Source organism: Virgibacillus sp. NKC19-3, assembly GCF_019837165.1.
In the GTDB taxonomy this organism is placed as follows: domain Bacteria; phylum Bacillota; class Bacilli; order Bacillales; family Amphibacillaceae; genus Virgibacillus_L; species Virgibacillus_L saliphilus.
In genome coordinates, this window is the sequence record NZ_JAGYHC010000001.1 from 3,544,876 (window position 1) to 3,568,775 (window position 23,900).

The window sequence follows — 23,900 nt, forward strand, 5'->3', positions numbered from 1 at the left end:
ATAGAAATAAATAATATTTTGAAAATTGATGAAATAGTAATGTATTTTCCCTGTTTATTACATAGGCTAAAGTCATGGGTTACATATGGAGCCTTTTATAGATGCTTGATACTATTGAAATTTCCGCTGTTTCATCTTATTTCCAACTTTATTTCACCCTTGAAATTAGTTATAAAGACCCGATCACAAGTAAATAAGACAAAAAAATTTTCCGATTTGTAGAAAATAGTGTCTCATTTCCTTGTTTTCTTCTTACAAAGATAGATAATAAAACTCATTTTTCGCAAACGTTATCCTATCCCTGTGAAAAATGACCTATTTCCTGAAATGAATACATCTTTCTTGTAAACGTGATTAAGACAACCTAATCCTACTTCACATTCGACAAATGCCGGGGGCTGCCAAAGTACACTTAAATACACATACGGATTCCTTTCACTTCTTTTTTCATTCCAAATATGATTCAATGACACTAAAATGGACACATCTAGGAGGCTAATCAGTGGTTACAGAACAATACAAGCAAATCGTACAGGACATTCATAAGGAATCGATCATAATTGACTCCCATTTTGACCTGCTTTTTGATGTGGCAGCACAGCGGAAACGAGGACGAAAGCGAGTGATTGAGACAGATCACCTCCCCTCTTTTCATGAAGGGGGTTGGGATATTATTGTGTCATCCATCTATCTAGATGATGAGGACTTGCCGGAAATGGCCTTACACAAGGCTTTGGATCAAGTAAGCTGCCTGTATGCGGAGATCGAGGAGTCGCCGGATAAAATCATGCTTTGTAAAAATATACAAGATATGATGCAAGCGAAGAAAAGGAAGAAAATAGGAATTATGCTTTCCTTTGAAGGCGTTGAGCCACTGGGAGGGGATGTGTCCCTTTTACGTGTGTTTTATGAACTTGGGGTACGGATGATTGGGCTTACATGGAGCAGAAGAAACGCTGCTGGCGATGGCTGTGCATTTGACTTCGCTGAACGTCAAATGACCGGCGGATTATCCGAATTTGGGCATGCTGTGCTTGAAGAAGCAGAGAAACTAGGCATGATTATGGACGTTACCCATATTAATGATCAGGGATTTTCAGATATTATTCGGGCTTCACATCAGCCGGTAATCGCTTCACATTCCAATACGCGAGTTATCGCCAACACACCAAGGAACTTAACGGACGAACAATTACGAGAGATTGCAGCATCAGGTGGTGTTGCGGGAATTAATGCTGTTAGTAAAATTGCATCAAAGCCAGCTGAAGCTGCTACGATCGATATCCTAGTTGATCATATTGAGCACATGGTTTCTATTGTCGGCATCGATCATATTGGAATTGGACTTGATTTATGTGACATGTTTCATAAATATGCAGAAAAACACACTACATTTGATATCTTCCGCAATCACGGAGCGTTGAAAGAATTAACGCAAGTTTTGTTGAAGCGAGGTTTTGAGAAGAAAGAAATTATGAAGATTTATGGAGAGAATATGTTGCGTGTGTATCAGAATGTACTCTCGTAGTGACTGAACTAAAAAGGCAGGGGAGAGCTTCACCTGAAGTTTAATCTATCATTCAACAGCTCTTCCCCCCTGCGCGAAGGGGTCTCTCACTTAAGCAGCTCTCATCTATTCCTCTCCATTTTTCGAAGCAATCTTCTCAGCCTGTCCACGACAGGTCGCTTTCCTCCCATGACAACGCCTGATAATTCTGCAAAGATATGTAGGAATGCGAGCACAAAAAGTGTAACAATGATGGACGTTAACATGGATGCAAAAGAAACCAGAATGGCCATCGCACCGAATAAAGCACTGAAAGCGTACATTATCAGAACGGACTTCCGGTGGCTGTATCCACCGGCAATCAGCTGATAGTGAAGATGCTTATTATCCGGCATCATAATGTTTTCTTTATGGTAGGCTCTACGGAGAATCGCTAATAATGTATCAAAAATGGGCACCGCTAAAACAACAACCGGGATAATAAAACCAAATAACGCGATGTTTTTAAATAAGCCGAGCATGGAGACCACAGCGATCATATAGCCAAGAAAATTAGAGCCTGTATCTCCCATATATATCTTTGCGGGGTAAAAATTATGATACAAAAACCCAAGATTAGCCCCTATTAATACAATGCATAAATAAGCGACAATAATTCGCGCATCAATGAGTGCCATGATGAATATACTTGTCAGCGCAATGGTCGCTACCCCTGTTGCCAGCCCGTCCAGTCCATCGATAAGATTAATGGCATTCGTTATGCCAACTACCCAGAGTACCGTGATAAGCACACTGAAAAAACCAAGATCAACCATGCCAATGAATGGTAGTGTAATACGTTCAATGATAAGCCCCGACGAAATAAGGAATGACGCTGCAATAAGTTGCCCCGTAAGCTTAATGACAGGCCTAATGGAGAAACGATCATCGAGTGCGCCTGTTATGATGATGACGATCGCTCCCAGTAAAATTTCAGGTAAATGTTCATGCGTGGGCTGCAGGTAAAGCGCACCTAAAAAAGAACCAATAAAGATGGCTAACCCACCTAATCTCGGTGTTACTTGTGTATGTATTTTCCTTTTATTTGGCAGATCAACCGTACCTAACTTAATCGCCAATTTTTTTACGGGAAAGGTTACTAAAAAAGTCGCAACAAGTGCGATGGTAAATGCGATAAATAAATCGACATAATTATACATAGGAATCTCCTGAAATTCATAGTTTCTCATCTGCGATAGCGTTTCTGGCTTTGATTATATCGAATGTGCACAAGCATATGCAAACTTAACAGCGTTCGACAAATTTCGGGGATTCCTGTCACTGACAAAAGCGAGAAACTTGGCTATATTGCCAGATCATTCACAACACTGTTTTCAAGTCTTCGACAATCACGTCCATTTCATCAGAAGACATGCCATCATATTTTTTAATAATTTCACCATCGGGATTCACCAAAAAGAAATAAGTACTGTGGGCAAACTCGTGCTCATCAGGACCTCCACCTTCAAGAATGGTTTGAAAGGAATCCTTGGACAGCTGTTGGATTTCATCAAAATCATAACCCGTTAGAAAGGACCAATTACTTAAATCTACCGGGTATTGTTTTGCATAGTCTTTCAGCACTTCGGGCGTATCGTTCTTTGGATCAACACTAAAGGAAACAAACTGTGCGTCCAAGTTCGATTCATCTAATACATCTTGAACCATAGCCATATTCGGTGTTGTCGTCGGACAAACGATGGTACAATTTGTGTACATAAAATTAGCCAGCCACCAATCACCCTCAAGATCTTCCAGTCCGAATGTCTCGTTATCCTGTGTTACGAATTCAAAATCCGCTACCTCTTCAGACATGTTCGACTCTATTTGTTCGCCACCACAGGCGGTGATAAACAAACTTAGAGAAATCAGTATCATAATCAACAGAAGTCTTTGTTTCATGATTGATAAACCCACCTTTACTTCTAAACACTATTAAAAATCAAACATTATTACAAATAAAATAATCCAAAATACGGCCATAGAAAAACGCATCAACGTTCGCTTCAATAAAGAAGAGGCTGGGACAAAACAAAAGTGTTTAATAAAAAAGACGAACATTATCAAACTTAGCGTAGGAAATATGCGGAGACTCCAGCGGGAGGAAAGGCATAGGTGAGACACTGAAGTGCGATAGCACAAGGGGGCTCACCAGCCGCCCGCGGAAAGCGAAGTATATTTCCGAAGCGATGTATGTTCGGAATTTATTTGTTAAAAACACTTTTGTTTATCCCAGTCTCTTCCTGTCTTGAACAAAGGAGCCTTAGTTTTGACCCTCTTCTTTTGTTTCAGAGCTATCTGAAGCATCTGTCATGACGTCGTTCGCTGAATTTTTAAATTCCTTCAGTGTCTGACCAGTAGCTTTTCCAATTTCAGGTAGTTTTTTCGGTCCGAAAATGATAAGCGCTATGATTACAATAAGGATCATACCAGGTATGCCAATACTACCAAGTCCCATTCCATTCACCTCCCATGCCCATTATAAAATATATTTTATGCCTTTTGTGTTTGCCGCTTCGCTTCTGCCAATTGTCCACCATCATCCATATACTTTTCAATTCCTTCTGCAGCACGATAGGCCAGTGCACCAATGGTTGGTGTCGGATGATGACCACCAAATTGTGGGAATGCTGAACCACCTACAACAAACAGATTGTCAACGTCCCACATTTGCAGATAATTATTGACTGCAGATGTCTCCGGGTCATCCCCCATCACAACGCCGCCGGTATAGTGGCCACCAGTGAAACTGTGATCGAACTCTTCCGGAACTTCATCATCTTCAATAATATCAGCACCCATTTCCTCCATAATCTCATGACATCTTTCCACACCGAATTTGGCTATATTTCTTTCCTGATCGCCAAACTTGTACGTGGCACGTAGCAGTGGGTCGCCGTATTCATCCTTATAAGTCGGATCCAGGTCCAGATAATTATGCCAGTACGACATCGCAAGAGGCGAATACCAGATTTGCAAGGTCCTGTATGCATAGTGCAAAGAATCCTCTTTATATTGCGCACCCCAACTTGGTGTATCTTTGGGGACATTATTACTGCTTGAGATGGCACCAAACCCGTACTGTCTCAATTCGATCGCTCCACCCCCGATAAAATCCAGGTCAGCGTGATCAAAGTTGTCGGCCGCATAATCATTGACTGCTGCACCAAGCGCGCCAGCCCCCATATACAGGTTAAACTTTTTGTCCTCGAAAAAGCCCTTCGAACCATTGAAAGCGGAATTGTATTGACCGTTAAAGTTCCGGCCGATAATCCCCTCTCTTGTTTCCGGATCATATTGTTCACCTATGTCAGATAACATCAGCAGACGATTGTTTGTAAATGCAAAACCTGATAAGACAACAACATCAGCCGGCTGTTCAAATTCTTCTCCTGTTCTTTCATCTACGTACATGACACCCGTCGCTTTTTTGTTGTCATCATCGTACAACACACGCCTGACATACGCACGTGTCCGCAGTTCATAGTTGTCATGTTCCAAAGCAGTCGGAATTACAGTCTGCAACGGATCCGATTTTGCACCGAAGTCACATCCGTGTCTTGTGCAAAATGAACAGTACATACAAGCGTTAATCGTTTGACCGTCTGGGTTTTCATATTGCTCGGACAAATTACCCGCAGCTATCTGAAACGGATGTAAATCCAGATTTTTCGCCGCTTCTTTAAATAGCTTAAGACCAGGAGTTTCCTTCAGAGGCGGGGTAGGCCAAGGATTCTCCCGTTCCGGTGCCAATGGATCCTGTTCACCGGAAATACCGGCTGTTTTCTCCCATTTGTCATAGTATTTTTCCATTTCCTCATAAGTGATCCCCCAGTCCTGTAAGTTCATGTCTTCGGGGATCTTATCTTCTCCATAGCGATCAATCGTTTGACTGCGAATTTCGAATTCATAAGGCCAGTAACGGTAAGTCGCCCCTGCCCAATGCACACTACCACCGCCTAAGTCAGTGCCAACCTGCATGTTGGTTCTGGTTCTTACCGGTAAGGCTGTCTCATCGATGTTATTTCGTGATGTAATAGTTTCTCCTGATAAATCTTGCATAATCTGATAGCGATTGTCAAATCTGAGTTCGTCTTTTACACCAATATAATCGCTTCTTTTTTTATGTTCCCCGCGTTCCAATGCTACAACTTTTTTACCTGCTTTAGCCATTTCAGCACTGACTATACCACCTGCCCAGCCAACGCCTACGATAACGACATCAACTTTATCCAATTTCTTCGCCATTTATAAACCGCCTCCCTGATATGAACGTAAGCTCTTCGGTGCTTTGGAAACAAAATCTTCTGCTTCGATATCATCCATCCAGCCCATACGGGGACCAGGATATTCCATCATTTCCCAACCTTGCATATCTTTATTGCCACCATATGCAGGATCGGAATAGACACCTTCGATTGTCGTCTGTCTAAGAAGTTCAAAAAACGTTTCCGATCTCATACCTGTCACGCCTACATCACCAGATTCAAAGCTTACAAGAATATCATCCTGCGCTTCTCCATCCAGATCGAAAAATTCCTCCTCATGTTGCTCCTGACTAACTTCCTGCATTCGCCTCAGTCCAACCAAGAACATCTCGCCTCGATTAAGTTTTGACTGAAACCCATGTGTGTCGGATGCCTTGGGGTCAAAGGGGCCTTTTGTATAATCTCTACTGTTTGATCCCCAAAACCCCGCCAGCTGTTTGTCAATAAAATACGGTACACCCAGCTCAATAGCACCGGGACCGTTTTCATTTTCAGGATATATTCGCTCTGTTGCAGCAGCTAAGGTTTGAAAGTCCTCACTGCGACTAAAAAATGTACGTGCTTCCTGCAGCGGTTCTTTGGCCTGCGTATTTTCATCTGTACCGGCTGTTTCTTCTGTTTGGAACGGATTACTGATTAAACCGCCTAGTAGCGCTCCGCCAACAACACCGCCAGCTGCGTAACCAGAATTCTTAAGAAATTGCCGTCTTGAAACGTCCTTCTTATCATTAGCTTGTTTATCCTTATTGTTTACAGGACCATTATTCGCCACGTTTTTTCCCCCTTATGTATTAAAATTTTTGTCATTTTATTATAAAATATGACAATTCTAGTACTATATCGTATACTAATCTTTGAAAATAATCAACAGAATGATATTTACGATGGAATTGCTTTCAAACTATGATAGATATCCTCCGACTTTCGTCTCTATAACCATTATTTGGTATCGCTTTTATTGTTATACCATATCTTTCCTTTTCCAAATTACTTCAAAATAAACGAAGCGATCATACTTTTAAAGGACAGCAATAAACGATTAGGGATAATCCCAGAAACTTGAGATTTCGCTCGCCTTTTGTTTGGCTTTCATTTGGGGATAGATCGTTTTATAATATAAGTGAATGAAGAGGTGGTATGCTATGACGAAGCAAGTTTCCATTGCAAAGCTTTGTATGTTGGCGGGGAAAATTATGCTTAAAAGTGGCGCGGAGACGTATCGCGTGGAGGATACAATGAATCGGATTGCTGAGGCGTATGGGATGGAAGACGCACAAAGCTATGCGACCCCAACCGGCATTCACTTTTCCGTTGACTTTTCGGAGCATACCAATTTCATGCGGATTACCAATCGTGCTACGGATTTACATAAAATAGCAGAAGTGAATAAGGTCTCTCGCAGTATTGCAACTGGCAAACTTGAGATTGATGAAGCCTTCACCATGCTGGAGTGCATTGACCATGCCAAATTAACCTTCCCGGAGTGGATGCAAATTATCGCAGCGGCATTTGTAAGTGGAAGTTTCGCGATTATGTTTGGTGGAACTTGGCCAGACTTTATCCCTGCATGTATTGCCGGCAGTACAGGATTTGCAGGAATGCTCGGAGCTAATAGGCTGGTGGATATTCGCTTTATCGCAGAGTTTATTGGTTCAGTTATGATCGGAGTGGTAGCCGTCTTGTTTATCAGTAATGGCTTTGGTGCATCGTTGGATAGAATAATTATCGGTGCGGTGATGCCGTTGGTACCGGGACTACATATCACGAATGCTGTTCGCGACCTGATGGCAGGACATTTGGTAGCAGGTGTATCAAAAGGGGTTGAGGCTCTCTTGACTGCATTTGCAATTGGGGCTGGTATAGCAGTTATCATCGGTTTTATTTAAATCCGGAGGGGAGAATAAGGATGGATATTATCATAGAACTTATTACAAGCTTTATTGCAGCTGCTGGATTCGGCATTCTTTTTAATGCGCCCCGGCAGGTCCTTATTCCATGCGGGCTTGTTGGAATGTCCGGATGGATTTTATATGATGCGCTCACAGAATTAGCCATGGATGCTGTTCCTGCAACAATTTTTGCTGCAATGCTTGTAGCCGTGTTGAGCCAACTTTGTGCGAAGTTTTATAAAAAACCGATTATCGTTTTTAGTGTTTCTGGCATTATCCCGCTTGTGCCTGGTGGGATCGCGTATGATGCGATGCGCCATTTTGTAGAAAATGATTACTATCATGCGGTACAATTATCCGCACAAGTGATGCTTCTGGCAGGAGGTATTGCAATGGGACTGGTTTTTTCAGAAGTTGTGAATCAAGTTGCCCGCAAGTTCTCACGTCAGCATTAGCAGCAGATCGAATGATGGCGGTAGACAGACAATCCGTTCCCCTTTCTTCCCAACCTGTATTAGTTGCTTTAATTCTTTTTCCCTTATAAAATATATTATTATGGACTTACTTAGAAATGAGGGAATTTCTATTGAATAATGAACATAACCCAAAGGCAATTATTGTTATCTTTGGGGTAACAGGTGATTTAGCGAAACGAAAATTATTCCCATCAATTTACCGGCTTTATCAAAATGGGAAAATTGATGATGATTTTGCTGTGGTAGGTCTCGCACGGAGACCGTGGACCAATGAAATATTACGTGACAATGTAGAACAATCGATTAAAGAAATAAATTCTTCCAAGTCCGATTTAGATAATTTTAAATCTCATTTTTATTACCAGTCCTTTGATGTCACGGACGCTTCCTCTTATCAGGGATTAAATGATTTACTACAGGAACTGGAAGGGATGTACAATACAAATGGGAACCGAATATTCTATTTGGCGATGGCACCGGAATTTTTCGGTACAATTGCGGTTAACTTGAAAGATTACTGCTTAGAGATAAGTTCTGGGTGGTCACGGCTTGTGATCGAGAAACCATTTGGTCACGATCTGCCATCTGCAAGAACATTGAATAACCAGATTCGAGAGGCGTTTGATGAGGAACAGATCTATCGAATCGACCATTACTTAGGAAAAGAAATGGTTCAAAATATTGAAGTGATCCGTTTTGCCAATGGCATATTCGAGCATCTTTGGAACAATCGATTCATTTCCAACATTCAAATCACCTCCAGTGAATCGCTGGGAGTCGAAGAGCGAGCGCGTTATTATGATCATTCCGGAGCGACGCGAGATATGGTTCAAAACCATATGCTCCAGATGGTGGCATTACTCGCCATGGAGCCACCAATTAAATTAACAACAGATGAAATTCGCTCGGAAAAAATCAAAGTACTTCGAGCTCTCCGACCCATTAACGACGATGAAGTGGATGAGAACTTTGTCAGAGGCCAATATGGCAGTGGATATTTGCATGGAAAATATGTGCAGAGCTACCGGGAGGAGGCGGAAGAACTAAACGATTCACACACGGAAACATATGTGGCCGGAAAAGTGATGATTGATAATTACCGCTGGGCAGGCGTCCCTTTTTACATTCGGACAGGCAAACGTATGGCTGAAAAATCAACCAATATTGTCGTTGAGTTTAAGGATATTCCAATGAATCTGTATTCCGAAGATAATGGGAATAGAAATCCAAATTTACTTGTCATCAATATCCAGCCAAATGAAGGAATTACGTTGTTTTTAAACGCGAAGAAATCAGGCCATGGCTCTGCCGCACAGCCTATTCAGCTTTCCTATAATAATAATGGTGTGCATGGAATTAATACGCCGGAAGCGTATGAGAAACTACTCTATGATTGTATGCTTGGGGATGCGACAAACTTTACACATTGGGATGAGGTTGCATTTTCCTGGGCGTACATTGATGCTATTTTAAATGCGTGGGCAAGGCAAACGCCTGATTTTCCGAACTACCAATCGGGATCGATGGGGCCTAAAGAAGCGGACGATCTGCTTGCCAAAGATGGCTTCCACTGGTGGCCAATAACGGACGTAGTGGATTAAGGTGATTCTGTTGAAAGAACTCCTATTTAAAGAGGGAGTGCTGCTGGATGGCGGTGCCCCCTCTTATTTTGATTGTGTCGTAACTTAGAGGTGAAGGGTAGTGTCTCCCGTTTCGGCGTTGCTGTCTCCCGTTTTGGCGTGCGGCTCTCCCGATTTGGCATTGCTGTCTCCCGATTTGGCGTGCGGCTCTCCCGTTTTGGCATTGCTGTCTCCCGAATTAGTGCGCGGTTCTCCCATTTCGGCGTTGCTGTCTCCCGAATTAGTGCGCGGTTCTCCCGTTTCGGCGTTGCTGCCTCCTCATTAACTTCTCTGCTCGAAATCTGGTCTCGAAGCAATAATTATCAAGACAATCGCAGTTAAAATATGCATAATCATACCAACAAATGGAATCCAAGCGATGAGCGACGTTATAATTCCTAATATACTCCCAGCGGTTATTCCTCTATCTCTATAGGTAAGCACCCAGGTAATAATGTGAAGGAACAGCATGACAACAAGGGGTGTCCATACTTGACTAAGCACATACACGCCACCCAAAATCGGTATCCCTAGCAAAGCTTCCAATATTCCAGTTATCCATCGCATAACACGTGATAAAGACATTGATTTTTCCTCCAATGAAAAAAGTTATATAATAATATTCCCAACTAAGCCGGAAATCACTCGTTATTTCCCTTTCTTTATACGATGAAAGTTTTACAATCTAAAGTCAAACCCTCACACTCATGCAGATAAGATTTCTCACCTAAAAAAGCTCCCCGCACGCGCGAGGAGCTTTCTCTATTTATGCATCTTTCTTTTTCTTCTTCCGTTTCGTGAGTTTCTTCGTTAGATCATCAAACAAGGAATAGACTACTGGTACAAGCAGCAATGTAAATATACTGGAAACACTGAGACCGAATATAATGGTTACAGCTAATGGCTGTTGCAATTCTGCACCTTCGCCTAATGCCAATGCGATTGGTATCATGGCTAACACCGTTGTTAATGTCGTCATCAAGATAGGGCGTAACCTGCTGCGACCCGCTTCGAGAATAGCTTCATACCTTTCCACGCCTTTTCGTCTTAATATGTTCATGTAATCCACGAGTACAATCGAGTTATTAACTACGATACCGGCAAGCATAATGAGCCCAATAAATGCGACAGTACTGAGTGGTATTCCCGTTACAAAGAATCCGAGCATTACGCCGACTACTGTTGTTGGCAATGCGAACATAATAATTAACGGATACAAGAAATTTTCAAACTGGACTGCCATTACAGCATATACCAGGAATATCGAGAAGATCAGCGCTAATGCTAACTGTGAAAATGATTCTCCCATGTCCTCTGCTTGACCGCCGATTTCATAACTGTAACCTTCTGGGAAGTTCATATTGTCAAGAGCTGTTTCTATATCTCCAATAACACTTCCAAGATCACGATCACTGATGGCGCTTGTTACGTTCATTTGCGCCTGTTGATTTTCCCGCAATAATGCAACCGGACCTTCTACTTGCTCAAACGAAGCAACTTCCTGAAGTGGGACCTGTGAACCGGTTGGAGACTGAACTTTCATATCCTCTAAATCATTAATGGTACTACGTGCCTCTTCCGGATAAATCATGGAAACATCCAGCTCATCTCCGGCATCATTATAATTGGTAACAACCTGACCATTAAACTGCATCTGAATTTGACCCAGGATTTGTTCCTGGTTTAACCCCTGCAACGCTGCTTCCTCATCATTGATATTGATATTCAGCTGCGGGACAGCTTCATCTGCAGCAGAAGTCGGATTAAAGACACCATCGATGGATGAGATCGTATTTACAACATCATCCGATAAGTCACGCAACACTTCATGTTCCGGTCCATTTACCTGTATCTGAATCGGATCACCCATATTCATATCACTCATAGAACTTACAGTAATTTCTGCACCAGTGATCGTTTGTAGTTCTTCATCGAGCTCCTGAACTAATGAATCTGTAGACGTATCACGTTCTCCTGCTGGTACTAACAATATCGTATAGATAGCTGTATTCGCACTTCCACCCATCATGTCGTCGCCACCTACAGAGACATAACTGGAGTCAATAAGATCCTGGTGGTTTGCTAATTCCTCATTCACCTGCATGACTTTTTCCTCGGTATAATCCGCTGAATTTCCAGTTTCCGTTTCCACCTCGATCTGCATTTGCCCCTGATCAGACTCCGGAATAAATTCTGCACCGACAAATGGAATTAATGCAAGGCTAGCTACAATGGCAATAAGCGTCCCCGCAATCGTTGTTTTACGATGGTGAAGCACCCATTTCAGTACGCTATGATACTTATCGCCAAGCCATTTTAGAACAGAATTAAACCAGTAACGGCGACCACTTTCCGACATCGCTTTTGATAGCATTTTCGATGAAAGCATTGGTACAAGCGTAATAGCTACAATAAGGGATGTAACCAATGCAAATGCAACAGCCAAGCCAAGTGGTGTAAATAGATCGGCTGCAATACCTTCCACAAAAATCATTGGTAAGAAGACGACCAACGTTGTAGTAGTCGACGCAATTACTGCCGGCGCAAGCTCGGATGCCCCTTTCGTAGCAGATTCAACTAAACTGTATCCTCTCTGCCTGAAGGAGTAGATATGTTCTAAAATAACAATCGAACTATCGACCATCATCCCTATCCCTAATGCTAATCCACCTAGCGTTAACACATTAAGGGTTTGGCCGGTAAAGTATAACAGAGCAAATGTCGAAATAAGCGCAATCGGGATCGAAAACCCAATCACAAGCGTTGCGCGTACACTCTTTAAAAATAGGAGCAAAATAAGCGCAGCTATAACTCCAGCAATGATGATATTTTCAATCACTGAATCGACAGACATCTGTGTAAACTCGGATGTATCAACGATAACTTCCATATTTACATTGTCAGGAAGATCCCCATCTAATTCACCCATTCTATCCTGAATGGTTGTTGCAACATCGACGGTATTGGCATCCGTTTTCTTCATCATAGATAGAACGATGGAGGGCTCTCCATTTACAAGTGTTGTTGCAGCGTCCTTCGTGGTATCGTTGACTTCTGCAATGTCTTCTATATGTACAGTGGTTCCGGATTCGGATTGAACAATCGTTTGTTCAATATCCTCTAACGAATCAAATTCACCGGTTACACGCATCTGAAGGTCTTTATTCCCTTGTTCCACATTGCCGACAGATGCTGATTGATTCGAGCTGTTCATGGCTGTACTAATATCTTGTGCGCTCATGCCATATTGCTGCAACTTTCCTTGATCAATAACGAGTTGAATCTCGCGCTCCACGCCACCTTCAACCGTTACAGAGGCTACACCTTCCTGACGCTCAAAGAATGGCACAATATCATCATTGGCAATCTGAGTTAATTCCTCTGGATCATCCCCGGTTAACCCCATGGTTACAATCGGCATCTGGTCCGGGCTAAAGCGCATGATATTAGGCTCACCGGCCTCCTCCGGTAAATAACCGCTCACTTGGTCGACACTTTCGCGCACATCGAGTAAAGCTTGGTCCAGATCTGTTCCACTGCTGAACATCATCATAACAAGGGATGAACCAGATTGAGATTGAGATTGTACAGTTTCAATTCCTTCAACAGAACTTACAGCTGATTCAAGTGGTTGACTAATGACATTTTCCACATCCTGTGGTGCGGCATCCTCATAAGATGTCGCTACAACAGCTACCGGCAATTCAATATCCGGAAAAAGATCAACCGACAGATTACGTACACTCACAATGCCGAGCGCAATGATTGCAAGTACAATCATAATGACGCCAACAGGACGTTTAACGGATGTATTTACTAGCTTCAAAATTTATTCTCCTTCCACAACGTTTACTGGGCTGCCATCACTTAGCGTCAGTTGCCCATCGACAACGACTTCATCACCTGCTTGAATTTCGCCTTCAATAGCTGTTTCATCGGATTGTGATTCTTGAATGGTTACAGTTATTTGATTGGCTGTTTCCCCATCTATAACATAAATAAATGCTTCATCATCAGCATGTGTCACAGCTTCTGTCGGCACGATAATAGCTTCTTCTATCCTGTTTTCAGGGACCTGCATCTCCCCAACCATTCCGGCTAAAATATCTCCATCGTCATTGTCAACAGTGGCCTCAACCGGATATAGCCCCGTATCGTCAGGCATTTTATCGATCGCTGTGATTTCTGCTTCGTATTCATTATCATCGATCACTACATCCAATGTATCTTCTGTTGAAAATAACTTTTGAACATCGGCTGTTACATTAAACGTAACTATCATACTATCCAGGTCAGCCACAACGGCTAATGGGTCTTCCGTGCTCACTATATCTCCTTCTGAAACTTCTAAATTCGTGATTTCTCCTGCAGTGGATGCTGTTATATCCTGATTCCCGGCAGGTGTAGTAATGCTTGCAATCCGTTCATCTTCCTCCACCTGATCACCGTTTTCCACCTCTAATGTATCAATTTCACCAGGCTCTTGAACCATAACTGGTGCGGTGCTTGTAGGTGATGTGTGTCCATACACTGATCTATCAATAACGAAATCATCTTCCGTTACTTCAGCCGTTTCCACCTGTGTTACACCTTCTCCCTCATCTTCATCTTCATTTGCATCCTCATCACTAGTACACGCGGCTAAAAATGCAATGAGTAGAATTGCAATCATACCAAAAAGTATTCGCTTCATCCTTCGCTCTCCTCACTTTTAAAATTTAATGTGAAAGCTCTACCTGCAGGATTTGGGCCAGTCGCTCACATTCATGCAGTAGCTCAACTTGCTGAAATGGGCGGTCCTCATATCACGACAGGACGCATTTCATTGTTACCTGTTTTCTTTTCAATCGCCTCAACAATTTCCCGAAGCTGTTTCTTTTTTTCGGATTCACATCTAGGAATCTAATATTTTCATCAAACGATTGGATATTATCTGCTCCATGGTCTGATTTTTTTCCGTGCCATTTTCACATGGAATGCGACCAATAGAAGGGAGTGCCGCTTCCTTCGACGTGAGCATACCGTGGTCAATATCAACCCGTCTACGAACAAGGAATGCACTCCATTTTTTCCCGTCAATATGTATATTATCAATAACCATCCATTTAAAATAGCCATTGATGAAGCCATCAAATAAAATCACAGCATCCATGGTGCCTTCTTCTATCTTTTCACCATCAATACCTGGTAACTACCCCTCATCCAATGGAAAATTCCCATTTTCATCTGTCTCATGAGTTTCTCCGTATGTTCTCCAAGGAAAATCGTTTCACGCAGGTGCATAATAATAAATGCTTTATACTCATAGATATCTTCCATTAGAATGATGAGCTGTTTCTCGAGAATTATCCGGGGATCGTGGTTCTTTTCATTCGTGGCCTTTACACCTCATTTGGCTATCTGTATCTCCATGAAAATCGTATAACTTACTGGTTAGTCATACGTCATACATTTTATAAATAAACTACCTTTCTATTATACATAGGCGATTAACCACAAGCAACTAATTATTTGTGTAGTTGGAACATTTTCACTTAAAGGATGGATTTCGCTTAGCTTATCTAAAACGCCATCGTTACAAACGCCACTAATACTACTGATGATGCAAATGACACATCCATATAATCCCACGATGAGAATCATGTACTACCCCGCCCACCAAAAATTTTCTCCCGGTTGAAATATATGATAAGTTGACTCGTCCGTTTATGTTGCATATCAATGATATTGTACGAAGCATTGACATAAATTCCTGTTCCATCACGAAACCCGATAAATGTTTTGTCGTCTCGTCCTTCATAGAATTTAATATGATGATATGCCAACCACACACAGTCATTACTTTTTAATGATGATGTTGGCAACATATATAACCCGCTATCCGTATCAATCGGAACTGGTAATTTACTCGCAGAATGCAAGATTTCCTTCACAGCATCCTTTCTTCCTTTTAGACTTGAACCAAACGCTATACAACTTTGATCAAGAATATGTTCTAGCGTATAGCTGGAATGCCTTTTTTTACCTCCCTCCAAGATTTGTGTGCGATAATAGGTTGTGTTCTTTGTCATGATCGCCTTCGTCTGTTTCTCAATAATGTATTCTGGTTTTTCCTCGCTTCTCATCCCGGTTCCCCCTGCCATTTTAAGCCTATTCTATCCTTTATGACGGATTATTCCAACTATTATTTACCGAATGAGAAGGTTTTCTTCGTAAGCAAAAACGAACTTTTTAATGCATGACAAATCGAAATTTAAAAGGGTTCCAACACAATCCCCATAAATTATTCAAAACAATAATAACAATTGGTAAAATCAGCAATTCGAATATACAAAAAAGAACGGCTCTCTACTGATTTAGAAACCGTTCTTCTTTTATGTTTCCTTAAGACCTTATTGATCACCTTGTCCACCTTGTCTATCTTCATCGTCATTCAGGTCATCATTCGGAGCGTCTTGCTGCATTTCGTCTTCTTCGCCCGTATCGTTAATACCTGTGCCATTGCCATTATTGTCATTTTCATTATTATCTGTTCCGTTGTCATTTTCATCCATGCGGTCATCGTTATCTTCAACCGGGTCCTGGTTACCATTATCATCTTCTTGATCTAATGGCACGTCTTCTTCTGCAGGATCCTGGTTGTCATCTGTTCCGCATGCAGCTAGTAATGAAATGGCTAAAATCGGTGCACCTAATTTCATGAATATCTTTTTTTCCATTATAAGTTTCCTCCTTTGATAGTTGCTATCGCCATTAGCTTAACCATATTCAAAGAAGTCATACTTCATTTTTTCTACTTTTTGCTAGTCCTTTTACACGTGCACTATCCGTTTATCGCAAATGTTATTTCTGCCTCACAGGCTAACTGTCCATCCACCGTTGCAACACCTTTACCCTTGCCAATCGGTCCTTTTAGACGCGTGATTTCAACTTCCAATTTTAACTGATCACCCGGCTTTACTTGGCGCTTGAAACGACATTTATCCACACCGGCTAGAAAGCCCAGCTTCCCTTTGTTCTCTTCAATGCCGAGTACGGCGATTGCTCCAACTTGAGCCATTGCTTCAACAATCAAGACACCTGGCATTATCGCATAACCGGGAAAATGCCCTTGAAAAAATGGTTCATTTGCTGTTACATTCTTGATCCCGGCAACACGTTTTCCTTCTTCCATCTCCGTCACTTTATCCACTAATAAAAAGGGATAACGATGTGGGATCAATTCTTTAATTTGCTCACTATCCAACATATGACCTTTCCTCCTGATAAAAATATTTCTTATTAAGGGTCTCTTCGTAAGTATGGTTGCTTTTGCATGTACGCAGTTTGACATTATTTATATCAAAGCAACAAATGATTTTGGGTGGTGCAAACTGTTTGTACCGCCTCAAACAGCATTTTTAAAAAGCATTTCACCTTTGCCCCGGGTAAAATGCTTTACTCCTGCATAACAAAATCAATAATATGTTGCCATGTTTCTATTCGTAATACATCCAGCGGGTTGCCATCACCCAGTAAACCATAGCCAATCATTAGTCCAGCCATTAAAGCAGCTATAGCAAGAAGAAGAACAACAATTATACGAAGCCAAATGGGAAACAAACGGCGTCTCGGCTTTGTTTGTTTCTTTTTTTCTTCTTTTTGATGCTGTTTATGTTGTTTACGTGTATGCGCTGCTGAAGACATTTCTGTTTCGGCAGACTGCTGTTTATTTCTCTTCTTACCTTGTTTATGAGCTTTTCTTGTCTGTTCTTCTGATTGGTTCGTAGGCATATCCTGTTTCTCCTTAATTCCGGCAATATACTTGGACTGCGTTCGTCAATCTTTAAGCCCCATTCTACCACAAAGCTTTGACGATGATCTACCTTAGCTAATTAATCCCTCAAGCTACCGCTGTTTGGGAAATCATTTCACTAGCAGCTGTATAAATACCTGTTAACATGACTTGTCACTTCTTACAGGATTAAACGATTTTTCTACTTTCAACTTTATCCATATTTTCAAGCATGATCCCTGTTCCTTTAGCAACACAGTTCATAGGCTCTTCTGCCATAAATACAGGAACTTTTAATTCCTCTGCCAATAATTGATCAATGCCATGTAATAACGCTCCGCCACCTGTCAGGATAACTCCCCGATCAATGATATCTGCAGATAATTCCGGTGGAGTATGTTCCAACACGGTCTTTGCAGCTTGAATAATCAAGGATACCGACTCTTGCAAGGCTTCTCCAATTTCATCGGAATAAACCGTAATCGTGCGGGGGAGTCCATTCACCATATCACGCCCGCGGATTTCCATTTCTTCCTTCCGCGAATCCTTAAAAACAGTAGCTACATTTTGCTTGATTTGCTCAGCAGTACGTTCTCCAATAAGCAACTTGTACGTCTTCTTAATATAGCTAAGGATTTCCACATCAAATTTATCTCCTGCCATTTTAATGGATTCTGACGTGACGATATCTCCCATGGATAGAACTGCTACGTCTGTTGTTCCTCCACCGATATCAATAATCATATTCCCGCTTGGTTGGAATATTTCCATACCGGCACCGATCGCCGCTACTTTTGGTTCTTCCTCCAGCGAGACCTTTTTACCTCCGGATTTCTCTGCAGCTTCCTTAATCGCTTTTTGCTCTACTTTCGTAACATTTGTCGGACAACAAATAAGCATTCTCGGTTTGGAAAGAAAACCGCGAACATTGATTTTATTTATAAAATGTCGTAACATTGCTTCCGTAACATCAAAATCAGCAATGACTCCATCCTTCAACGGTCGAATCGCTTCAATATTTCCCGGTGTTCGACCAACCATCCGATGAGCAGATTCACCAACTTCAAGCACTTTTCCCGTTGTGTGATCCATTGCCACAACAGATGGTTCATTTAAGATAATCCCTTTCCCTTTTACATGAATTAAAACATTAGCAGTGCCAAGGTCGATTCCAATATCCCTAGAAAACATGAATCCTGATCCTCCTAGCATTAATATGTAGATGGCATATATGGTGCTATACGCATTACTACTAATATAATATTTTACCACAAAAATCAACAATTAACTGCCTATTTCGCAAAAAAATTGGTAACGTTTTATTAGAAACAGGCAATAAGACTCCCTCTTCAAGCGCGTGAAGCATGTATCCAATCAGAGCCCAAACCAAAAACGCAGCATTCCCTTCACTGCGTTTTGGCTTTACATTGTTATGTGCTCCTGACTTTTGAAAAGATCTCCCAGATATCACCCCCCTTATATAGAGTAGGTCGCTTACCTATTCTGCGTGTAACACCGTTAAAATTTCACCCCACTGGTTTTGCTTGCTCCTCACTTTTTGGGTGTAAGCTGTATTTCTTTCTTGTTGCTTCTCCTCCACGGAGATGGCGGATTGATTTATGATGTTCAAGAATTCTTTTTACCTGATTTGCCAATTCAGGATTTATTTCTGGTAAGCGTTCTGTCAAATCTTTGTGGACTGTGCTCTTGGAAACACCAAATTCCTTCGCTATCATTCGGACGGTTTTTCGCTCTTCAACGACGTATTTTCCTATCCTGATAGTTCTTTCTTTGATGTAATCATGCACACCATTCGCCTCCCTAAGTTGAATATTTCCGAGGTGTGGTTTGAGACAAGGTGTTAATTTTGTTGTGGCCGATTTTTCCTGTAGTGGTTTTACTGCGCAATGATGTCGGATATGTTTTTTAAATAGGTCATCAGGGGCTGTTCAAATGAACTCTAAATGATTTGAACATGCCCACTATTTTTCTCTACCTGTGTCCCATCGTTAACGAAAAGTTCTGTAATTTATATGTAAACGTTTCTGTTGAGGGGGTCATTTGGCATATATTTTAAAAAGCCACACAAGCTCTCACCTCAGACATTTCTGATTGCTTGGTTTGTAATATTTTATTAATCACCTGGGAGGTTTATGATTAAAATTCACGCTTTAAAAATGGTGGACAGGAAGTATTTTTGAATATACCTGTAAAAAACAATGGAACGAGGATTATTACCCCCGTTCCATGGAAAAAATTATATTTAAAAAAAGGTTCAACTTTTCCAATGTTAAAGCATGATTCGAAATCGAAACAACTAACTTACACTATACGTTAATCAATATCTCCTAAATTTGGATCACTGGCATCAATATCCCCCAGATTTGGGTCACTGGCATCAATGTCTCCCAGGTTCGGATCACTAGTCAAAAACTGTTCCCCCAATGCCGGACTCACCGTAATAAAGATAGCTGCAATTGCTACAAAAAGAGTCACTTTATATTTTTTCATTCTAATTCCTCCATTCTTAATTTTTTATATACTGCGAAAAAGTTGAACCGAGGTACCTTTTTTAACAAACAAGATGCATGTCTCACATCTTCATTTGCGTTAATACTCTAAGTGGCAATCGACAGAAAAAGTAATCGCTTCTTTTTTCAATAAAGTAATTATAGGACTGGAGTAACATCCGTTTGTCCTGCTTCGCTCTGCCCATATAATAAAGTTTAAATGCACTGTCCATTGGCAATTCGTTCAGAATCGTGATCGCTTTGGTGTAATTTCCTTTCGCTATTTCAATGTGTGCCTGTTCACTCTTATCATCTGTTTTGATATTATCAACTTGATTAAAATGGGCAGCTAAAAAAGGAATGTTCTGATGTTCGATGACATGAATTTGATTTGTTAAATTATGCCTTTTCGCTAACTTTAGAGCTTGCTTCAAGTGATGCATCCCTTGAAAATAGGTATCAAACGTGTAGGATAATCCTAATTTGATATGTACATCTATTTTCGTCAGGTCATTCGATGTTTGATTTAGAATACGATAGGCATACTTTCTTGCCATAATTAGTTCATTTCGAAGTAGATAATAGGTCAAAAAAAGGTGATGAAGTCGAATGGTAAAAAAAGACACCATCATCCGATCTTTCACTTTTTGAAATAAGTACTGATAGTTTTCAAGGAAATTTCCTATCTTATTATATTTATTCATGCTGTAGTATGCTGTAACTTTAACAAATTCAAGCAAACATTTTAGCTCAGGATCGTCCGTTTTCATGTTTTCTGCTTTTTCGACTATTTCGCTTGGTCGGTACCGGGAGAGCTTTCGATCAATCGTTAATTGATAAACGCTCGCCCACTCTCGATTGGACTTATTTTCGGACTTCCAATTTTTTTGAATTAAAAGCTCCAGGTCCTCATAGAACCCATTCACATACAAAAATTCCATCCCTTTTTTTCGAACATCGTCTAAAGGCGTGTGTATAATATATTTCCGTGTTAATTCCAATGCTGATTTTGTATCATATTCGCGCAAAAATGATTCCATAACCTCTTTCATCGATGGTTCATGTTCAAATGTGATGACAGAAGGATTGAACATATATGTGGTGAGACCTCCTTTTAACAAAGCTGTTATGTCGACTTCACGGTTATTTTCTGAGGTTTTCATCATATTTCAACAATTACTCTTATTCTAACATATTTTTCACGGTCATAAAGAACCGATCGTTCGACAAATTTCGTATATGACTATATATTCTAATATTCAAAAAATCATATGGCGAATATAAAACGCACAATAGGTGTTAACCATGTTCCGGATTGCTTAACTACCAAAAAAATACCCCCAGCTTCTATTGCTGGGGGTATTTTTTTTTTATTCATTCTCTGAAGCGTTGTCTGAATCGGTTGTATCATCTTCCAACGCATCATCTTCTGCGCCAGCGTCTTCATCTGGTGCATCTGATTCTTCTTCACGATTATCTTCTTCCGGTGCATCCGTTTCTTCCTCCGCGCTATCGGATTGCTCGTCTTCTACAGCATCCTCGCTTGCTTCGGACTCTTCATCTGTAACACTATCTAAACTAGCAACAGATTGATTGAAAAAGGATTCCGGATTGACTTCATTACCATCTTTTCTTAGTTCAAAATGGACGTGCATTCCGTTATCTTTGCCAAAAATGTTTTTCCCTGCTGTACCTACTGATTCCCCTTGTTCCACATCGGTATCAGCTGATACATTCACTTCATCCAGACTTGCATAATAAGTTGTCACGTCATTATCATGTGTCATCACAACGACATTTCCCAGCAAAGGATCTTCTTTTACTTCTGTAACTGTTCCTGTTAAGGATGCGACAACATCGAACGTCTCATCTGTAGCGGATGCAATATCAATACCAGTACTTTGGTAATAGCGGTTGTTATAAAAAACCAGGCTATCTTCCTGATCCTCTTGTTCTGCGTTGTAATCATAGAATTTAGTTACGATTTCTGCTTGATCTTGATCCACTACCGGCATTTGAATAACCTCTTGCTGATCCAAAACTGGCTCGGCATCCTCATCATTGGAAGATGGGATATACTCATCACTTTCTTGTTCCTGCTCATCTGCAACATCCGGAACTTGGTTGTCCACATTTTGATACCACACCACAACCGATAAAAGGAGGGCAGCAACAGTTAAATAAAGTGCTGGAAAAAACCATTTCTTCCGGAAAATACGGCTCCATTTATTTTTTGAAGCACCGTTGTTTTCTTCTTTCATAAGAACATCACCTCACCAACCATTCTGATCAGAAAAAAGAAAATATATACATGAGGTGAAAAAAACTTGCCGATTTTGTGGATTTTTTTAAAAAAGTGGGGGATAGTAAGCAGTTAAGCCTGTGTAGAGAAGCGATATAACTGCTTTACTTCAGCTGCGTTGGTAAGGCGAACGCTGCGTTACCCCGCTGAATGTATTTTACAGGCACATAGAACTTCGTTACGTTACCACGCTTTTCTGGTTTCCAGATACTTACCCATGACCCACAATCATTTTCCACATTAAAAACCCCCGCTATCTTGCTACGAGGGTTGGTGCTGTATCATTGACGGTGCTAATTTCCACATCCTGGTAATAATGCTTAACAATGTCCTGGTAGGTTTCTCCTTCTTCAGCCATCCCGTTTGCACCATATTGGCTCATTCCGATGCCATGGCCGAAACCTTTGGTCGTGAAAATAAAATGGTCATTTTTTTGCTCAATAGTAAAATCACTTGACTGTAATTCAAGTTGTTCCCGGACTTCCTTACCGGAAAACGTGCTCCCAGCAATTTCTAGCTCATCAACCCGCTGGCTTTCAGTTCGTGTAACATCCATAGGAACATCATCGTCCGGCGTTAGATCAATACCCAGTGTATCTTCCACCTCACTCATCGTAAAAACTTCCTGATGCAAATATTTCGGGGAATCTTCATCCCATGGACTTTCAACACTGCGCAGATAAGGAAGCTCATCGCCCCAGTAATCCTCCGAGTTTTCGGTGTACCCATTACTTGTAGAAAAATAGGACGGTGTGATAGGCGCATCCTCATAGGTTAGAATTTCACCCTGTGTTCCAGCCACTGCCTCTTCTACCTTATCCATTTTCCAATCAAAGTCTTTGCCTAAAACACTTCGCAGTTCATGTTCACTTTTATAAACCTGATGTGCAGTTGTATCTGTTACATCGAAATTTTCATCTTCATCTTGAAAAAGCAGGTGGTTCACAATATAGGTTCTGGCTGCCAGCGCCTGTGCTTTTAATGCTTCTACTTCAAACTCCGCAGGCATCTCGGAAGCTACTACCCGTTTTACGTATTCTTCCAGTGGTACATCTTCAATTGTGTCCGATGTATCACGCATTACTTCCACTGAAAATGGGGAGTCAGCTATTTCCGCTTCCTGTTCCGATGTCTGTTCTGGGGCTTCTTCTTCGACATTCGGCTCCTCAGCGGCTTCATTGTTGCTCCCAAATGGAATGACGATCATTGTCGGGATGACTAATATAAGTGTGATCAAACATGATAATGCAACAAAAGTAGGAAGCTTCCACGAAGCAGAAGGCTTATTCAAGTACTTCGGTTTCTTCGATAGGAAGGGTGTCGGATTTTTCATCTCCCTTTTCTGTAGCCCTGAATGTATGGATTGCTGCTTCAATTTCATTCGTTTCGAAAGTGATGATTTTTTCTTTTTCCATGCTTTCGGAACTGGTTTTGTTGTGTATTTACGATTGTGCATGGCCTCCCCCTTTACAATGTTGTGATAAAAATCAAAGCATTTGCTAACAGGTGTATCTAG

General features: G+C 41.2%; 24 protein-coding genes. 4 read left to right on the forward strand and 20 right to left on the reverse strand.

Annotation, left to right across the window (positions count from 1 at the left end; translation table 11 throughout):
• Positions 1 to 502 precede the first annotated feature (502 nt).
• On the forward strand, positions 503 to 1,528 hold the full coding sequence (locus tag KFZ56_RS16830) for a dipeptidase (RefSeq protein WP_309228321.1): 1,026 nt from the start codon (positions 503 to 505) through the stop codon (positions 1,526 to 1,528).
• Positions 1,529 to 1,629: 101 nt separating this feature from the next.
• On the opposite strand, the gene KFZ56_RS16835 is transcribed toward KFZ56_RS16830, so the two are convergent.
• The 5 genes from KFZ56_RS16835 to KFZ56_RS16855 form a co-directional block, all read right to left on the reverse strand.
• Complete coding sequence (locus tag KFZ56_RS16835; RefSeq protein WP_222643212.1) at positions 1,630 to 2,706, reverse strand: glycosyltransferase family 4 protein; 1,077 nt, start codon at positions 2,704 to 2,706, stop codon at positions 1,630 to 1,632.
• Positions 2,707 to 2,866: 160 nt separating this feature from the next.
• A complete protein-coding gene (locus KFZ56_RS16840) occupies positions 2,867 to 3,448 on the reverse strand; it encodes an SCO family protein (protein ID WP_222643214.1) in 582 nt (193 codons plus the stop codon).
• Positions 3,449 to 3,809: 361 nt separating this feature from the next.
• Entirely contained in the window at positions 3,810 to 4,004 is a 195-nt protein-coding gene (gene tatA, locus KFZ56_RS16845) for a twin-arginine translocase TatA/TatE family subunit (protein WP_222643215.1), read from the reverse strand.
• A gap of 35 nt (positions 4,005 to 4,039) precedes the next feature.
• Entirely contained in the window at positions 4,040 to 5,794 is a 1,755-nt protein-coding gene (locus tag KFZ56_RS16850; RefSeq protein ID WP_222643216.1) for a GMC family oxidoreductase, read from the reverse strand.
• The gene (locus tag KFZ56_RS16855; RefSeq protein WP_222643217.1) at positions 5,795 to 6,586 is read right to left on the reverse strand and encodes a gluconate 2-dehydrogenase subunit 3 family protein; all 792 of its coding nucleotides are present in this window, start codon (positions 6,584 to 6,586) and stop codon (positions 5,795 to 5,797) included.
• Positions 6,587 to 6,956: 370 nt separating this feature from the next.
• Here KFZ56_RS16855 and KFZ56_RS16860 point away from each other — a divergent pair, with 370 nt between their 5' ends.
• The 3 genes from KFZ56_RS16860 (at position 6,957) to zwf (ending at position 9,780) form a co-directional block, all read left to right on the forward strand.
• Entirely contained in the window at positions 6,957 to 7,700 is a 744-nt protein-coding gene (locus tag KFZ56_RS16860) for a threonine/serine exporter family protein (protein ID WP_222643218.1), read from the forward strand.
• Between the two features lie 20 nt (positions 7,701 to 7,720).
• Positions 7,721 to 8,158, forward strand: coding sequence for a threonine/serine exporter family protein (locus KFZ56_RS16865; RefSeq protein ID WP_222643219.1), 438 nt, complete (start codon positions 7,721 to 7,723; stop codon positions 8,156 to 8,158).
• A 116-nt stretch (positions 8,159 to 8,274) separates the two neighbouring features.
• Positions 8,275 to 9,780, forward strand: coding sequence for a glucose-6-phosphate dehydrogenase (gene zwf, locus KFZ56_RS16870; protein ID WP_222643220.1), 1,506 nt, complete (start codon positions 8,275 to 8,277; stop codon positions 9,778 to 9,780).
• 26 nt (positions 9,781 to 9,806) lie between these two features.
• Here zwf and KFZ56_RS16875 read toward each other — a convergent pair whose 3' ends face one another.
• The 15 genes from KFZ56_RS16875 to spoIID form a co-directional block, all read right to left on the reverse strand.
• Positions 9,807 to 9,983: a hypothetical protein gene (locus KFZ56_RS16875; protein ID WP_222643221.1), complete on the reverse strand. Its 177-nt coding sequence runs from the start codon at positions 9,981 to 9,983 to the stop codon at positions 9,807 to 9,809.
• A 97-nt stretch (positions 9,984 to 10,080) separates the two neighbouring features.
• The gene (locus tag KFZ56_RS16880) at positions 10,081 to 10,383 is read right to left on the reverse strand and encodes a hypothetical protein (protein WP_222643222.1); all 303 of its coding nucleotides are present in this window, start codon (positions 10,381 to 10,383) and stop codon (positions 10,081 to 10,083) included.
• 181 nt (positions 10,384 to 10,564) lie between these two features.
• Positions 10,565 to 13,624 carry an efflux RND transporter permease subunit gene (locus tag KFZ56_RS16885; protein WP_222643224.1) on the reverse strand — a complete coding sequence of 1,020 codons (3,060 nt, stop codon included), beginning with the start codon at positions 13,622 to 13,624 and terminating at the stop codon, positions 10,565 to 10,567.
• Positions 13,625 to 13,627: 3 nt separating this feature from the next.
• Entirely contained in the window at positions 13,628 to 14,491 is an 864-nt protein-coding gene (locus KFZ56_RS16890) for an efflux RND transporter periplasmic adaptor subunit (RefSeq protein ID WP_222643225.1), read from the reverse strand.
• 201 nt (positions 14,492 to 14,692) lie between these two features.
• The gene (locus KFZ56_RS16895) at positions 14,693 to 14,950 is read right to left on the reverse strand and encodes a hypothetical protein (protein ID WP_222643226.1); all 258 of its coding nucleotides are present in this window, start codon (positions 14,948 to 14,950) and stop codon (positions 14,693 to 14,695) included.
• A gap of 487 nt (positions 14,951 to 15,437) precedes the next feature.
• Positions 15,438 to 15,923, reverse strand: coding sequence for a competence protein ComK (locus KFZ56_RS16900; protein ID WP_222643227.1), 486 nt, complete (start codon positions 15,921 to 15,923; stop codon positions 15,438 to 15,440).
• 267 nt (positions 15,924 to 16,190) lie between these two features.
• On the reverse strand, positions 16,191 to 16,517 hold the full coding sequence (locus tag KFZ56_RS16905; protein WP_222643228.1) for a hypothetical protein: 327 nt from the start codon (positions 16,515 to 16,517) through the stop codon (positions 16,191 to 16,193).
• 104 nt (positions 16,518 to 16,621) lie between these two features.
• Positions 16,622 to 17,047: a 3-hydroxyacyl-ACP dehydratase FabZ gene (gene fabZ / locus KFZ56_RS16910; protein WP_222643229.1), complete on the reverse strand. Its 426-nt coding sequence runs from the start codon at positions 17,045 to 17,047 to the stop codon at positions 16,622 to 16,624.
• A 188-nt stretch (positions 17,048 to 17,235) separates the two neighbouring features.
• Positions 17,236 to 17,571 (reverse strand): DNA-directed RNA polymerase subunit beta, encoded by a 336-nt coding sequence (locus tag KFZ56_RS16915; protein ID WP_222643230.1) that lies wholly within the window; start codon positions 17,569 to 17,571, stop codon positions 17,236 to 17,238.
• Between the two features lie 190 nt (positions 17,572 to 17,761).
• On the reverse strand, positions 17,762 to 18,763 hold the full coding sequence (locus KFZ56_RS16920; RefSeq protein WP_222643231.1) for a rod shape-determining protein: 1,002 nt from the start codon (positions 18,761 to 18,763) through the stop codon (positions 17,762 to 17,764).
• A gap of 335 nt (positions 18,764 to 19,098) precedes the next feature.
• A complete protein-coding gene (gene spoIIID / locus KFZ56_RS16925; RefSeq protein ID WP_222643232.1) occupies positions 19,099 to 19,380 on the reverse strand; it encodes a sporulation transcriptional regulator SpoIIID in 282 nt (93 codons plus the stop codon).
• Positions 19,381 to 19,906: 526 nt separating this feature from the next.
• Positions 19,907 to 20,083 (reverse strand): hypothetical protein, encoded by a 177-nt coding sequence (locus KFZ56_RS16930; RefSeq protein ID WP_222643233.1) that lies wholly within the window; start codon positions 20,081 to 20,083, stop codon positions 19,907 to 19,909.
• 82 nt (positions 20,084 to 20,165) lie between these two features.
• Entirely contained in the window at positions 20,166 to 21,176 is a 1,011-nt protein-coding gene (locus tag KFZ56_RS16935; RefSeq protein WP_222643235.1) for an AimR family lysis-lysogeny pheromone receptor, read from the reverse strand.
• A 276-nt stretch (positions 21,177 to 21,452) separates the two neighbouring features.
• Positions 21,453 to 22,343 carry a stage II sporulation protein SpoIIQ gene (spoIIQ, locus tag KFZ56_RS16940; protein WP_222643236.1) on the reverse strand — a complete coding sequence of 297 codons (891 nt, stop codon included), beginning with the start codon at positions 22,341 to 22,343 and terminating at the stop codon, positions 21,453 to 21,455.
• Positions 22,344 to 22,637: 294 nt separating this feature from the next.
• Entirely contained in the window at positions 22,638 to 23,840 is a 1,203-nt protein-coding gene (gene spoIID / locus KFZ56_RS16945) for a stage II sporulation protein D (protein WP_222643237.1), read from the reverse strand.
• Positions 23,841 to 23,900: the final 60 nt, after the last annotated feature.